This window comes from Vibrio sp. 397 (assembly GCF_033339395.1).
GTDB lineage: Bacteria > Pseudomonadota > Gammaproteobacteria > Enterobacterales > Vibrionaceae > Vibrio > Vibrio alginolyticus.
Genome location: NZ_JAWOUN010000009.1, coordinates 130,362 through 145,501 on the forward strand (window position 1 = coordinate 130,362; position 15,140 = coordinate 145,501).

15 protein-coding genes are annotated in these 15,140 nt (G+C 40.7%); 8 read left to right on the forward strand and 7 right to left on the reverse strand.

Annotation, left to right across the window (positions count from 1 at the left end):
* Window position 1: 1 nt before the first annotated feature.
* A complete protein-coding gene (locus tag R7P36_RS15825) occupies window positions 2-793 on the reverse strand; it encodes a hypothetical protein (protein ID WP_025634147.1) in 792 nt (263 codons plus the stop codon).
* A complete protein-coding gene (locus R7P36_RS15830; protein ID WP_025767011.1) occupies window positions 786-1,304 on the reverse strand; it encodes a hypothetical protein in 519 nt (172 codons plus the stop codon). Before R7P36_RS15830 ends, R7P36_RS15825 begins: the two co-directional genes overlap by 8 nt.
* A 75-nt stretch (window positions 1,305-1,379) precedes the next feature.
* Here R7P36_RS15830 and R7P36_RS15835 point away from each other — a divergent pair, with 75 nt between their 5' ends.
* From R7P36_RS15835 to R7P36_RS15870, 8 genes are all read left to right on the forward strand, one after another.
* Window positions 1,380-1,703 (forward strand): hypothetical protein, encoded by a 324-nt coding sequence (locus R7P36_RS15835; RefSeq protein WP_025634145.1) that lies wholly within the window; start codon window positions 1,380-1,382, stop codon window positions 1,701-1,703.
* A gap of 11 nt (window positions 1,704-1,714) precedes the next feature.
* Window positions 1,715-2,863 (forward strand): hypothetical protein, encoded by a 1,149-nt coding sequence (locus R7P36_RS15840; RefSeq protein WP_025767012.1) that lies wholly within the window; start codon window positions 1,715-1,717, stop codon window positions 2,861-2,863.
* A 2-nt stretch (window positions 2,864-2,865) separates the two neighbouring features.
* Window positions 2,866-3,486: a hypothetical protein gene (locus R7P36_RS15845; RefSeq protein ID WP_025767013.1), complete on the forward strand. Its 621-nt coding sequence runs from the start codon at window positions 2,866-2,868 to the stop codon at window positions 3,484-3,486.
* An 8-nt stretch (window positions 3,487-3,494) separates the two neighbouring features.
* On the forward strand, window positions 3,495-6,053 hold the full coding sequence (locus R7P36_RS15850; protein WP_086484014.1) for a DotA/TraY family protein: 2,559 nt from the start codon (window positions 3,495-3,497) through the stop codon (window positions 6,051-6,053).
* A 13-nt stretch (window positions 6,054-6,066) separates the two neighbouring features.
* Window positions 6,067-7,065, forward strand: coding sequence for a hypothetical protein (locus R7P36_RS15855; protein ID WP_083123145.1), 999 nt, complete (start codon window positions 6,067-6,069; stop codon window positions 7,063-7,065).
* A complete protein-coding gene (gene rdgC / locus R7P36_RS15860) occupies window positions 7,058-8,071 on the forward strand; it encodes a recombination-associated protein RdgC (RefSeq protein ID WP_025767016.1) in 1,014 nt (337 codons plus the stop codon). The genes R7P36_RS15855 and rdgC overlap by 8 nt, the downstream gene beginning before the upstream one ends.
* An 80-nt stretch (window positions 8,072-8,151) precedes the next feature.
* The gene (locus R7P36_RS15865) at window positions 8,152-8,547 is read left to right on the forward strand and encodes a hypothetical protein (protein ID WP_213899640.1); all 396 of its coding nucleotides are present in this window, start codon (window positions 8,152-8,154) and stop codon (window positions 8,545-8,547) included.
* A 10-nt stretch (window positions 8,548-8,557) separates the two neighbouring features.
* Complete coding sequence (locus R7P36_RS15870) at window positions 8,558-8,908, forward strand: hypothetical protein (RefSeq protein ID WP_042776347.1); 351 nt, start codon at window positions 8,558-8,560, stop codon at window positions 8,906-8,908.
* A gap of 539 nt (window positions 8,909-9,447) precedes the next feature.
* Here R7P36_RS15870 and R7P36_RS15875 read toward each other — a convergent pair.
* The 5 genes from R7P36_RS15875 to R7P36_RS15895 form a co-directional block, all read right to left on the reverse strand.
* Window positions 9,448-9,945, reverse strand: a complete 498-nt coding sequence (locus tag R7P36_RS15875; RefSeq protein WP_025634132.1) for a hypothetical protein — start codon at window positions 9,943-9,945, stop codon at window positions 9,448-9,450.
* 64 nt (window positions 9,946-10,009) lie between these two features.
* Window positions 10,010-11,425, reverse strand: coding sequence for a hypothetical protein (locus R7P36_RS15880; RefSeq protein ID WP_148299813.1), 1,416 nt, complete (start codon window positions 11,423-11,425; stop codon window positions 10,010-10,012).
* 111 nt (window positions 11,426-11,536) lie between these two features.
* Complete coding sequence (locus R7P36_RS15885; RefSeq protein ID WP_025767018.1) at window positions 11,537-12,121, reverse strand: hypothetical protein; 585 nt, start codon at window positions 12,119-12,121, stop codon at window positions 11,537-11,539.
* A gap of 102 nt (window positions 12,122-12,223) precedes the next feature.
* On the reverse strand, window positions 12,224-13,312 hold the full coding sequence (locus tag R7P36_RS15890) for a hypothetical protein (RefSeq protein ID WP_025767019.1): 1,089 nt from the start codon (window positions 13,310-13,312) through the stop codon (window positions 12,224-12,226).
* Between the two features lie 3 nt (window positions 13,313-13,315).
* Window positions 13,316-15,139, reverse strand: a complete 1,824-nt coding sequence (locus R7P36_RS15895) for a GspE/PulE family protein (protein WP_025767020.1) — start codon at window positions 15,137-15,139, stop codon at window positions 13,316-13,318.
* Window position 15,140 lies beyond the last annotated feature (1 nt).

The window sequence follows — 15,140 nt, forward strand, 5'->3', positions numbered from 1 at the left end:
ATTACCACCCTTTTTTCACATCCCATTTTGGTTTGGTAGATTGGTTGGTATCTCTTGATGAACTAGGAAGGTTTTGTTCAGATTGAGGGTAAACGGCTTGTCTGCTTGTACCGTTTCTACAAGGTATTAAGTTACCTTCAGAGTCAAAGAAACTGTCTAACTCTGAGCATATTGGCAAAGTTGGGTCTTTCTCAGGGTCATAAGGTTCTGGGTCTGGTTCAGTTACCTCTCCTTCATCATCCTTACAGTATGTAATTCCATTTTGTGTATAACATTCTCTGTCTCCATGATCAGGGTCTTCTATGTCTATAATGTCACCGCCACCATTCCCATCAGACGCACATTCGTACGAAACCAGTTTTCCCTTGTCGTCATAGACAGGGCAAAACTTACTTTGCATCTCAATTTGATCATCGAAGATGCCTTCCATCAAATTATCTAGGTCGAGGTCTACACTATCTGGAATCGCATCAAGTACAGGGCCAAGTGCGTCGTCAATGCCTTGCTGCCCAATATCCTGAATGGTATCGCATAGAGCTCCTTGTAAACCATCGAGGCTAAACGAAGGTAGACCTGGCAAACTAAAAGAGAAATCACACCCTTGTGTCGGGTCTATATAAGCAAATGGGTTTCCCATCTTAGGATTGCTAGTATCTACGTCACATATACCAGCTGAAGGTGCTGGCAATGAGACTTTTTGTCGACATACCCTTGCTGCTTCACTCTTAAAGGGAGTGACAGTTGCAATGACTGAAGCTAGAAGTGCAAAACGAATAATTTTATTATTATCCATCCTTAGTATTCTCCTGAATTAATCTTTTGTGAGTTGCCAGTGCCAATCGAGTTGCATCGTCACTCAAATATTGCTTGTCGAATTCGATTAGAAAATTGAAGAGGTTTAATCTTGTGTGAAGAATTTTGGCAAACTTATACCGGTTTCGGTTTTCTATCCTTTGACTCGATAGAGTTTGGTTCGCGTGGATAGAGACGATGTAATTCCATTTGTGATCGTTTTGACTGAAAGCCCCCAGCCAACCAAAAGCAGCTAAAGACGTTTTTAGCGGTAAGCACCCCAAGATTACGAGTAATCGATCGGCTTGCTCTTGCACATCCTGATTCAATGGGAAATTTGCTAATTGAGGTAGGTTTTCAGCAATGCGATTAAGTTCTCTTAATGATGGAGACTGATCCTCAACAACCCAGCTTTCTCTGGCCTCAAAGGATGAAATGCTGCTCATTACTTTTGGCTCAACCTCTTGCCAGTATTCATCTATCCATTTTTTATCGAACGTTAGTCTAATCATAGGTGACTTTTGGGTTTTGCTGATGTTGTTTTTTATTGTAATATGACATTAGTTTCGAGTCTATTAGAGGTTGAAATGAAATTCAATAACTCAATTATCGGCCCATTGGTCGACCCACAAATGCATATCTTAAGAAACCACCCTGCCTCGAATCGCGAGGTTGGACTAAACGATGCAAAGTTTGAACATATGTGTCTGCAAATTGGTGTTTCAGAATACGCATTGAATACGGATAGGGCGTTGAAGACTGGTCATTCTATTGAACATACACAAGTGCCTGAACTCGACTTCTCCGAACTATTCAACGAAGCAACTCCATCTAAACCATCAAATGATGGAAACTCACCGTCTCAACCAACTCAAGACCTATCATTTGATATTGGTGGGTTTGATTTATAGAGAGCACGCTAATGTTTAAGAAAACGTTATTAAGTTTATCCCTCGCGGTCTTATTGCCAGGGAAAGCAAACGCCGTAATCTGTACAGACCCAACAGGCTTAGGTCAGATAATCAGCCAAAGTGCTCAAGATGCGATGTTATGGGCTGAAGAAAAGGGGTTAAAGATTTCTGAAATGACAATGACAGAACTAATGGAGGAATGGAAAGCATCTCAAGATACGATGCGCGAACTCGCATCAACACAGGCCATTTCTAACAGTGTTTCGGAAACTTCTAACCTTGAGCTTCAAGCAAAGATGGAACCCTCACCATTGATGTGTGATGGCATAGCAGCGGTGTCTGCACTTTATGAAGCTACAGATGACTTTTATTGCGAAGCCCAGACAAATAGCCTTGATTTTGCTGTGCAGCTTTCAGATGAAATTGAATGTGAAGGAGATAGATGTGAAACAGGGCTGCAATCATTAGCAGATGAGTCTGTATCACTTTTAGAGGGCGTTACGCATGGAGATACTGTTGAACTCGATTTATTAAATATAAAAGGTGTTTTACCCGGCATGGGTGAAGGTGGCTACTCCAAATCGACTGATGAGAAAGAGCGCACTGACACTATGCTTAAAGTACTTTTTAGCTCCGGTGAAATAAATAAAATGCCCCGCGGTGAGAATAACCAAGTTATCAATGAAAGCTCGGGTGCAGATGCAAAGATGGCTTACAACCGATGGCTTAAACGTCATCTAAGAACAACAGCTGGATTTAATACAGCTCTTAGAGTTAACGGGCTCACCAACCCTCGTGATGAAAATGGGCGCCCTATTCAATCTATTCTTGAGCAAATAAAGGCTGATATTGATTTCTATAACTCTCCTGAGCAAATAAAGCTCTACGGAAATGGTGGTGACAAGTCTTGTTATTCACGTAAAGCCGCAATGGTAAATACCCAGCGTGAAATGGATGATTGGTTAAACACGCCAGCTGGTCAAGCTTGCAAGGCTAATTTTACCACTGTGGAACAAGTCCAAAGAATGAACGCTCAAATTGATGCAAGGGTCCTTGCTCTGCTGGGTCATATACTGGATTCCCAGCTATCAAGCGAATTCAATTTAGGCTTACAAACTCAACTGCTAAATGAAATAGCTGGAAATGCAAGGAAATACTAATTATGGCTGTAGAGGTCACTGACGTTCTAGAGCGGTTTCTGACGCATGAATTTGTCATTTTAGTTGATGGAATAATCTTAGTAGCTCAGGGGCTGGGTTTATATCTATTTGTCCATGGTGTCTTTTTATGGCTTTCCCTCATGAGGATAAGAACGTCGTCCCCCATGGTGAGTCAAATGTATGGAAGCCCTCCCTCACCTAAATTGATAATGGCAGTTTTTATCGCTTCAGCATTTATGTGGAAATTTGGAGAAGGAATAGCTGCTTGGGGGAGTCTATTTTGGCATGGTTCAGGATTAGACTTTAGCACTCCCTATTCAGCGGCAATGTTTGATGACATAAGTCAGCGAGCTACTAACCTAGTCAATGTTTCTACCGTAGGAACGGGGATGCAAACTCGTTCTATTGCTATACGAGCTTGTTTTGCGGTCATGTCTATTTACGGAGTTATATCTTACTTCAGAGGTGTGATGGGAATAACTCTCTTAGCCAATCCACAGATGTCAGGACAAATTAAGTTTAGTCATATTGTTGTTCATATGGGGTTCGGAATTTTCCTTGTGTACATCGATTTCTTCTATCAATCACTGAGCAACACTATCACAGCTGCAACCATGAACTGAGGTCCCCTATGGCAACTTGTGCAGATTTTACTCTTACTTGTATAGAGGCTCATGTTCAGACAGGGTCGACAACAAACTTTTTAGCAATTTTATTCGGTGGTTGGGTACATCACCTTTTTGGTAATCAGAGTGTAGAAGCGACATTGACGCCTTTAATGGTCATGTTGGGGGGGCTCAATTTCTTAGCCCTACTCTATGGATCAATAAATGTCATATATAACTCTGGTCACATCATGATGAATGCTGCTGCTACAGGTCATGTCTTTGGGAAAATGTCACCATACGTTCCATTAAGAATTGCAATAGCGTTGGGGTCATTGGCACCTATGATTCATGCTGCTGGTTCTTTTGTATCGGTAGGACAAGCTTCTGGGATGTATGTAATCGTCCATGGTGCGGGAGCAGCTGATGTATCCTGGAAAGCTGGAGTAAATGATTATGTGAATCATACTGGAGCGCAAATAGCGTCTACGAATGTAGGAGAAGTGTTCTCAGTTGGAGAAACTATGGTTTCTATGCTTTCTTGTGCTGAGTTGTTTGAAAGCTCAAATGATAGAAAATTCACTTTAAAATCGATTAATTCAAATGGGACATCTAGCATATTCCCAACCGACTCATTTCCATCATTTTCACGAATCAGCTCAATGTACCCTAATTCAAGCGGGTCTTCTTCTCTTAATTATGTCGATGAGCCTATAGGAAAGAATGGGGCTGAAAATACTGGCGCTATTTTAGAATTTCGTGGAGGAGCCTGTGGTTCAATCAGGTTTGATTTCGCCCGTAAACCTACTGCTAGCTCATCAGTGGAGCAAAAGCTTGCATATTACTCGAACTACTATGGTACAGAGGCTACGTTCACTTTCATGTCAGAATTACACACGCTTGTATCGAGTATGTTATCGCGGCTGAAGAACGCAGATTTATCAAAATATGTAACGGCAATGCGAAGAAGTGATGACTCTTATTATCGTGAATATTTACTCAATGAATTAGGCTCTAAAGAGTTAGCTGAAAACCTATTCAAAGCGCACGTTGATTTAGCAATGTGTAAGTCTAAAGTTGTAGAGCGCGGTTATATGGGGGAGTTATCTCAGTCTTGGCAGGGTCAATATGAAGCAAGTCGCTGCGGTAGTTCTAAAGCGAATATCAGCATATCAGGCTCATCCTCGCTGGTCGAAGAGTTAACAGAAGGGGGCTGGATGATGGCTCCTCTAGCGTTTAGCCGTATGAATGGAATGATGCAATTAGCTTCATCTGGAGTAGGTTTTTCATTAGACAATGTAATGAGTACAAATATACCTGAAAGAACTAGTTTCTGCCGTTCTGTATTCTCATGGATTCCAAGTATAAACCTTTTCGATTCCTCTCTTGATGATGAAATAGATGAAGCAAACGAATGTAAGACGTATTGGCTGGCAAGCAATTTTCCAAAGTTCACTTGGAACTTAACTGAACAACTTGCAATGAGTGGAGACATAAAATCAGATTGGCCTGAGGCGCAGAAGTTGAATAACTGGTCCGCACTAATGGCCGTTCACTCGACAAATGAAAACGCAAAAGCAGCGGCGACTGGCAACGAGTCTGCAATAGTATCTGTTGCTTCCGGAATATTAAGCTCAGCTCTAAGCCTTGGTAATTATAATGGTAATCTGGCATCTGCAATAGAAACGCCAGGGATGAGCGGCATTGACTATGATGGAGCTCTATTCGACGTTACAGGGTCTACAAATGCTTTGGCGTTATTATCTACGTTAGGTGAAGCGCTTAAGAACATTTGGTACATCGTTGTATTGGCAACTGAAGGCGCAGATGTAATCAAAGGTGCCCTCGAGAGTTCTGCTTTGTCAGCTCCATTCGCTATACCTTTGGCCTTCTTCGTTAAAACAGTAGCCCCATTGGTTGTATCAAGCCTTCTAGGTGCTTTTATATTAGGAAATGTATTGCCCATGGTGCCAATAATTACATTCCTATTTGTTGTTACCGCTTTTTTCATCATTTGTGCCGAAGCTCTGGCAGGCATTGCCCTGGGCAGTGCTTTATTAGCTTCTGCTGCAGGTGAAGGGCTAATGGCTGTTCATGGTCTAAGAATGGCCGCTCTCTACGGAGCAATATTCCTGAGGCCGACTCTTCATGTAATTGGACTAATGCTGGGGTTTGCAATGTGTAACCTCAGCTTAGCTTTCCTTAATAGCGTTTGGTGGAAGTCAATTGGAGTTAATCTACCTTCCTCTTGGGACCTTTTTGATTTAGTTATGCTTACAGGAGGATATCCTATCGTTCTATTTGGTTTACTTACTTATTGTCTGAAAGCTCCGAACTTATTAGCCAACAATTTAATGTCTTGGGTTGCTACGGATGCTATTGGTCAATTTGGTGATTCTGAACAGTACCTATCAGCAACCAATGGTACCTTCAACAAAATGTCTGATGCTTTTAATGGTTCACTTCAGAAACAACAACCTCAACAGGATCAGCAAGGCAATGAAAATAATGGCAGTGGTAATAACGGAAATGGCACCAAAGGAAATGGTGAAAAGTCTGAACGACCACCAAGTGCAAGCAAATAGGACTATGTAATCTATGATACTTTCAACTGTTTTTAAAAGCGCTACAAGCAAAAAACCTAATGATTGGACATGGAATATGTTTAGACTGAGGTTTTGGACTGAGTGGGTTCATATAACCCCTATAGATAGAGCACTGGAGAGTATTCATAATGAATACAGGCTCCCTGGAGGCCTACTTAATGAAATAAAGTCTGCAAGAGATTATCAGCAATCTTTTGACCCTTTAACGTCCCTGCCTTATCTAGACTCATACACCGAAGTCAATAGAGAGTATCTACTGAAACATGGTTATAGCTTGGTTGAATCGAGTGTGCTTTCAGAGGCTAATGGAGGTATTCCTGATTTGCAGAAAGACAGAAATCGTTTGTTGGTTCTAAAACACGAGGAGCGTCCCAGTGATTCCAATGAGCAGCTAGCAAACGATATGCTTGAAATTAACCCTCATCTACCTCAGTTGACTGCCTCTGAATCAGCGAACCGTTTGATTTTAAAAAAAGGGGAAGATGGACGGTATGATTTAACCATTCAGCGTACCGAAGAGAAGCCAACTACGTACATGGAACTTGTTAGAGCTGTCCCGGCCCATATGAAAATGGTTCCGTTCATGGAGACCCCCGTACACTTCAATCTTGTACCTTTTGATGAGGTTGTTAAAGCTGGTTTCGACATGAATGATGAACAGGTTGAAGGCAAAGCCAGAAACCTACAGCTGTCTATTTGGCTAACGCTATTTTTTGTATTGGCTTTTTGCTTCTTTGCTGTAAACAGTGTTGCCAAATTCATTATTGTAACGATAGTAACCTCGGAGGTTCAATTTAGTTACCTAATGACATCCATGTATTTGACCTTGCTAAGTGCATTTACTTCCTTTATCTATTTTCATTACCTGCATTTATATTGGCAATATGACACCAATCGCTTTGGTTCTGTGTATTCATTTTTAGTTGCCATCAAAAAAGATCCTATGCGGTTACTGCCACTTTCCAATAAAGCCGAGGTAAATAATGTTTAAAACCTTTGTGATTTACAAGTTACCTGAAGACTTCAACTTGGAGCCAAATCTGCACTCTGAAATGTTTGAAAGGTTGAAGGCTAAACCTTTGACTGGTGCGATTAAGACTAAATATGGCTGGGCTGAGTTACTGCAATCAAATAAACCTTACATTAAGCTGGAAAACGATTATATTTTTCGTATAGAAAAGCGCTTTAGGTCTGTTGCATCTAGTACATTGGATGAAGCTGTCAGGCAGAAAATGATTCAGCTTGCACAAGATTCCCCCAGGACATGGGGAGTAAATGCCAAGGTTTCTTCACAAGATGTCAAGAATTTACGTGAAATGTGTGAAAACCTTCTTATACCGAAATCGCTTACACGTTTCAAAGATATCATTGTTTGGTTTAATACTGAGCTAAAGTTTCTTTTTATCGGTTCAAGTGGAAAAAAAGAAGTTGAAGCGATTATTGATTTATTCAGGCTTACATTCAAAACATTTCCTGCGAGCCCGCTAACAGTTAATAATGATGTTTCGAGTGTATTTACTAGTTGGCTTAGCAGCCTGGAGTTACCGCCTACGTTGGCAATTAAAAATGGTGATATTGCATTTGAGAATAGAGCGAACGGTGCGAACAAGGTGAGATACAGTAACCAGGATATTGAGTCAGATGAAATCAATGCTAATTTACTAGCGCAAAAGCGCCCACTTCAACTATCTTGCGAATGGAACGCCACTTTAGGGTTTACTGTTAATAACGAATTAAAGTTTTCTAAGATCAAGCAACTAGGGCTGTTAAAAGAGAAAATAAAAACGGCCAATAAGGAAATGGAGATCAATAATCCCGCCCAGGAGATGGAAGCAAAAAGAGTTAAAGATATGACCTCCTACACTTTAACTCGACTGTCAATATTGAACCTTATAAAAGAAATCTTACCTTCATTAAATAGCTCAACTGGATTCGCTGGTGGTGCGCAATCGAATACATCCGAGCTAATAGAGGGATTTGTTGAAAGCATTGATTGATGTATAAGGGCCATGATCTCGTGTTTATCGTGAAGAACGCCACGTAGATGAGCTGAAAACATTAAAGGGAAATGATGAAATTGAAAAGCATATTAACATTAGCTATCGCACTGCCTCTTTTGAGTGCTTGTGACCTTGTAGATGATTATAACGAAATGGTCAGTGAGCAAATGGCTGATATTACTATCTACATCTCACCTGTAGCTGAGCTACAGATTGATGATAGTGAAATTGGTTATGTTCATGGATTCGAAGAGTGCCCCTACGAGTCCGTAAATTGGTTGTTTGGGTACTCTCAATCAGTGGGAGGCAATAATTGCATCAAAATAGGTCCTGAAACAGAAAACATCCAAGTGCGAGTTATAAACGACCAAGTTAACTTAATTGAAACATGGAATGTATCTAGGGTTGGTGATGCCGTTTCACTAACTAGACCAAACGGCTTCAAAGTCCGTGAACCATCTAACCAGTCGTAGGGGGAGAAGGATGCCTAAGCCTCGCGGTAGGTTTATCGGCCACAAGCAGTTTGCAGTCGATCCCAATTGGGTTAAAAGCCAACAAGAGATTCGAGCTCTCAAAGAGCGAAAGCGTTTTGTTGAGTGGTCGAAAAACTGGATTACGGTAACTCGACTAAAAACAGAACGATTGTGGACTGATTCAGCTATCAAGAAGTGGCTTGGCGAGCCAAAAAAACAAGCAAAATACAAAGTATTTGCTGTGGAAGATGTTAGAAAAGCTGAACGGAAAAAAGCGTTTAAAGAGTGGTTAGCACCTCGACTAGATAAAAAGCTGGCAACTAATCCACACTTTAAAATCAAGAAGATTGGAACTGTATAACAACCAAGGGGAAAATATGGTTATGTATAGCACTCAAGCTATAGAGAACATTAGAAATGCTGTTTGCAGACTAAGTTCGCATAAGCTCAATCAGAGTATCAATGGCCTACGCGAAAAATTGCAGGATAAGTCAGCATAGTTTTGCAAGATAAGTTGACAAAAAAACCATTGAAACACTAGATGTTGTACGCACTGGTAATAGAATTAGCACATATAGGTTTTATGTCGTTAATTCTGCAATTTATGCAAACTATTACTGCAAAAATTAAGAAAGTCATTACTATCGGAGGACAATAGACTTTGATCGGAAATGTGCCTTTTCAAGCGATTCTTAGACTGTAAAAAGCAAAGGTTTGATCATTTTTGAGGCGTATTGGTACCAGAAACACTGTGGAAATGACAATAAAGATTGATCAATCTCTAGCAAACTATTGGAAAGAACTGATTAAGGGCAACCTGTCAGACCTAGTCACATCGAGATAAAGAAACTCACAGATTGCATTCAGACTAATTCAGATAATGGCTCTTTTTTCATTGTCTTAATCGAGGTTCATTGTCTTCAAAAGCCTGTTTACTGCATAGTAGATGTAAAGCCCTAGTTGACTCCCTAAAAAGAACCACCACCAGACCAAGTACAAATCAATTACATCGAATTTACCAAACAATACCTGCTCGAAATCTAACATTGATTCTGTAAGTGGTCTTTGTGCACCCGGCAAGCCTAGCCTATCAAATGGTACATCACTAAACTCAAGATAACTTAGTAACCAAACGGGCATATATAGAAACACTTCTGTATCAGCAATTGAAACTGCTATAGCACGTAGATACTCATATCCTTTGTATAGTATTAGAAGGCCACCAAGGCCGATTAGATAGTGATTGGGTTTAAGGAGTTTCTCTGTTACGTATGATAAAGGGATTAGGACCGTCCTTACGAGCTTGCCCATTACGTAGTGAACGACTCCTGTAGTTACATAAAAAAGTAGAGCCGGAGTACGAAGAATTCCAAAGAAGATAGCAAGAAGTAGGTTCATAGGGCATACCTTAAGCTTAGTCTATAATATATTATAGTTTGGTATGCCCTGGAAGGGAAGATATTTAAGGGTAATAGCAATAGATAGTTGCTAGTGCTCGGTTTTCTCTAGGTGTTTCCCAAAGTTTAGTTTTGAAATTATACGAGTAAAGGCGGACAAGAAATTGTGAGCCAGATGCATTTTTTGTAACACCGATTCGGTTTAATGAATAGTCAGATACGACTACACCGTTCGCTGAGTGGTAACGCTTACTATCTTGCCAGTCTACAACAATTCTATTTGCCGCATAACCTGCACCATCACCACAATTTACACCTTTAATTGCACCAACTCCGTTTATTGTAGCGGAACCTTGGTGAACATATTTACTTGTTAGGTTTGAGAGAGCTACACCCCCTCTCGATGTCAAACGAATGTCTCTTGTTCGAGAAACGCCATTTGGGTCAAAAAACATTGAGGGGTCATTGAAATCAACAACGGCTCCAGGGACATAAAGAGAGCCATTCTCGAGAGTTGATATGTTTGAACCAGTACCGATTGCCAAGCCCCCTGCGAAATTATTCATTTGCGATGAATTGGTTTGGTTGATTCTATTCCGTACTGTAGCTTGGTCTATTGTTGCTGAGCCTATACTAGCTGTATTTATATCGCCGTTATTGATGTCAGCTCTATTAATATCAGCACGATCAATGTCAGCGTTATCGTAATCAAGGTCAGTGCCGCGAACACTAGTTAAGTTTGCCGAATTGGAGCGTAACGTGTCAATAGTTCCGGAGTTCGCGTCTATGGAATTGACGTTGATGTTGTTGAGGTTGCTGGTTCCATTCAAATCGAGTCTAAATACAGGGTTTTCTCGGTCCACAATGCTAGATACTTCAAGGCGGTCCATATTATCGACATCCTGTCCATTCCAGTCGATTGTAGCTAACGGTGAGTTTGTACCATGGATACTCAGGTCATCAGAGAAGCTTGTGCCCCAAGTGATATCCATAGTAATGATACCTGTATCAAAGTCGCAATCCACTTGCGAGATAGAGGTGCCTGAATTTAGGTTTGCCAAACCTCCACCAGCAATCCGGGCTATAGTACATGAACGTTTGACTCCGTTTTCACCAGAGAAGTCAAATCCCCGAGTTTCAGCAGTATTTGAGACAGTTAATTTGAGTTCGACCTGGGTTCCATCATTTGTAACTTCAGTTTTGTATTGCATGTTATCCCCAATTCTAGGGGAATCTTCGAAGTCACAGAATAGGAACTCAGATGTTTGGGTACCACCACAGGTGTTTGGCTTCAACCACATTGTTCCAATGTGCTCAGCACCGTTTTGGAAGGGTTGGCCCGGCTGATTCCATTGGGCTAATGCGCCACTTTGTCTTGAGGCATTCTTGATAGCATGAAGCAGCGTTGCTATACGCTGCCCTTGAAGTTGGTCTACTTGAGATTCGTATTGATCACTTTTCATCATGAGGTAAGTGGACATGATGATACTTAAAGCGACAGTAGAGGCCAATATGCCAAGTTGAAGGAAAAAGCCTCTTTGTCTTTTGATTGAGGTTCTAGGCAGCATATTGGCCACTCTTAGTAATAATGATTAACGGTTGATGAATGTGATTGCTACTTCATCGCCAGATGCACACTGTGTTTTAAGAGTGTCATTGCCATCAATTCGCGTACCTTCAACCTGGATCTCAACGAAATTTTGGAATACACGGCCAACCAGGAGGTTGCACTGATCTGTTTCTACGTTAGAGAATGTGAAAGTGTAGAACTTCCCTGTACCTGTGGACGTAATGCCATCACGGTTAGTAGCAGTATCAACGCTTCCACAGGTCAAACCGTTGTCAGAGAATGGAGTTGTAAATTCATCTTGAGTTGCACTTAACCAACTGGATGGCCAGATGTTCTTGTCGTAACAATCTGTATTGTCAACAGATGCGTAAGAACCGAAACCACCGACTGTTCGTCTAAGTTCGTCTGAAGCTTGTAGTAAAGCTTTCTCTGCATCATCGACAAGTTTTTCAGCCCCGGAGTCTCCCATGGTAGTTGCATAACCAACAACCATTACCCCCAAGAATGCCAAAACAAGCTGGAGTTCTGTAGATAGAAATACACCACGTCGCTTTGCGTGAATACGGTTAAGTTTATTTGGATTATTACGTTTAGGTTTGAATAACATAGCTATTTTTCCTTGTTAAAAGCTATTGGATTTTATACATGATTGATATATATCAATCAAGTGGAATATCAGTGTTACAACTTGTTAATAGAACTATCAAGGTTAATTAAGGTTTTGGCCAATTGTAGAAATGGAGAGACCTACTATCGCGTTTACACTTAACACAGCCATCATGCAGCCTAGCATGATCCCTGTCGTAAGCTTTTTCACGAGCGTTTCAGTGTTAGCAAATACTTCTTCGGTGATATCGTCTAGTTTATTTGTAAAGTCTGAGGTTGTAGCATATGACTCAATCTCAATTCTTGGTTCTCTACTAAAGAAATCACAAGCGAGAGCTTGCCCCTCACTCTTTCCTCCAATCATGCTTAGACGCATTTTTTGACACCAATGTTTTACATATGGCGTTGAGTGGGAACCTACCAGCTTTAGTGCCTCTGAAGAAGGCATCCCCACTTTCAAAAGGGCGTTGAATGTTTGCAGAGTTATAGCAGAGTTAATCGCGTCAACAACATTCCAAGGTGGTAATTTAGTTAATCTCCGATGTATTTGATTGGGTAAACTCCAAACTACCCATACTCCGTAAATTACAAGAAATGCAGTAACAAATGGGCTTATCTCGTATACAGTTTTTGTAAACTCTCTTGCAAAACTCATCATTGGAGTTGGTTTTATATTTAGTCCTTTGAACAACACTGCATAGATGTATAAATGAGCAAGGCTACAAATAAGCATGATTAAACCAACACCTATGATAGGACCGACTATCCCTAAAAAACCAGCCCCCCTCATCTGTTGTTTACGCTGCAGCTGACTGACACAAATACGTATTACCTTATAGGCAGCTGTTTTTTTCTCAATTGCGTAGGCAACACCAATCGTAGTTTTATCAAAGAATGGAGCGAGCATATAAGAGATAACTGGTTTGTACCTATACCGGTCAGCCAGGTATTTCACAAATTTTGTTTCTGGAGATTTTGGTTGTTGGGATTTATAGGCCTCATAGAGGGAGTCCAATACATTTAAGATGGAATCACCATCTGCTAAACGTGATGCAATTTTCTCTAGAAGTTGAGACTTTCTCTTTGAGCCCACACGATAGTTTGTAGACTTTAGCTTTAAGGTATCAATGAAGTCATCACTAAGGTATTGACTCTTTATTTTGAGCAATTTTTGGTTAATATCGTTTTCCATTAATTAAACCTCTGGGTGGTAGAGAGAAACATTTAGCTCTTCACGAACCAATCGAGAGACCGCAAGTTGATCGATTTCACGTTCTATCATCTCAGGGTCCAATATCCCTTTGCACATTTTATAAATCGCGTGCTCTAACTTAGTAAAACCACCAGTGTTTAGCCAATGAGCTTTAGCCAAATCATCTTCGTTTTTAGCCCATAGGTTTCTGATTGTTTGATCTGGCGCCAAGACTTCAGCTACAGGTGTTCGTCCAACACGGCCATCTACAGAATAATTACACTCTTTACACCCACCTTGCTTTGCGAAACGTATGTTCGGCAGGTACTCAAGTAACTCTAGGGAAGATAAGCTTTGTATTAATGAATAAACTAATGGAGAGTTATTCGGAAGCTCATCATAACTTCGACTACAGGACGGGCACACGGTTCGTACTAAAGACTGAGCAATGATGACAGTTAGGGTGTTTGATGATTGATAGACTGATCTAGCTACACCGAAACCGTCCAAGCGACCTGGTACATCACAAGAAGATGCGGCATGTATTGTTGAGAAACATACATGGCCAGTTCGGGCAGATTCAATTGCAAATTTTGCTGAATTGTAGCAACGTATTTCTCCTGTACCCATGATATCTGGGTCTAGTCGCATGAAGCTTTCGGAAATTCGTTCAAACTGCTTGGTTAATGTGTTCATTTCATTATCAGAAGCGCTAGAGTTATCTTCTAAGTTAACTTGTGAAACGCCCTCTAAGTTCATCTCGATAGGGTTTTCGGCAGTAACAAACTTCCGAGTAGATTTGTACAGGTCTTGTAAGTAATCGATAACTGAATACATGGACTGGGTCTTACCAGAACCTGTAACACCAGCAAACAGTATATTTCCTTGTTTTTTACTGGAGTGTTTTTTAATCAACAGCGTTTGAACTGGGTGATATCCAGCTTTATCTAGCTTTCTTATAGAGGATTTCTCCCCTTTACTGGTAATCCTGCATACTAGATCTCCACCGCCCTCAGTTTCTCTTGGTGCAAATTCAACACGCATTTCAATTTGAGTATCGTTATACGTGTAGATAAATTTACCAGATTGAGGTTCTTTCCAGCTTAGGTTATTACCTTGGATGCTAGAGCCGGATGCTTCATCCCCACCGATGATGTTGTAAGCAACATCAACAGTCTCGTAAAGCCTATCGTATGTATATTCTTTGAAATCAATTAAATCGCCATCTACACGTATACGTACTAACGTGTTGCCAGGTATATTAGATACTTCAAAGTGAATGTCTGACGTTGCAGGGTGTGATTCTAAAACAGACGCAGTGATCGCTTTAAAACTTCTGCCCTCATCATCTTTAGATTGGTTTTCTTCAGAGCCCATGAAGATGACATCAGCAAGTAATAGGATTAGGTCTTCTGAGCACTTAAGATTAATGACTTTTGTATGAGTATGATCGGTATATCCCAAATCATCTCTGATAGTCGCTCGAACTTGTGTGATTGACTTTGAAAAGTCTTCTGTCATTAATACGGTAAGGTAGTTGTATCCTTCTTCCACACCTTGAATATGGCCATCCGAAATAAGGAATTTTTTACCATAAGCTGGATGTAACACTTTGTGCTTGTCAATGATACCACCTAAGGCCCAAGGAAGTTGTTCTCTAGTGTCGTATGTTAAGTCGTTAAAGAAGTGTGAACTAGAGCTACTACGACTACCAAAGTACTTTATTAAATCACCAGAAATTGAATCTGACAAAATGTCGTATTCGTTTGCGCTGGATTCTACAATGCTGGTTGCAGGTCTATACTCTGCTAAGTTAGTACTAGTCATG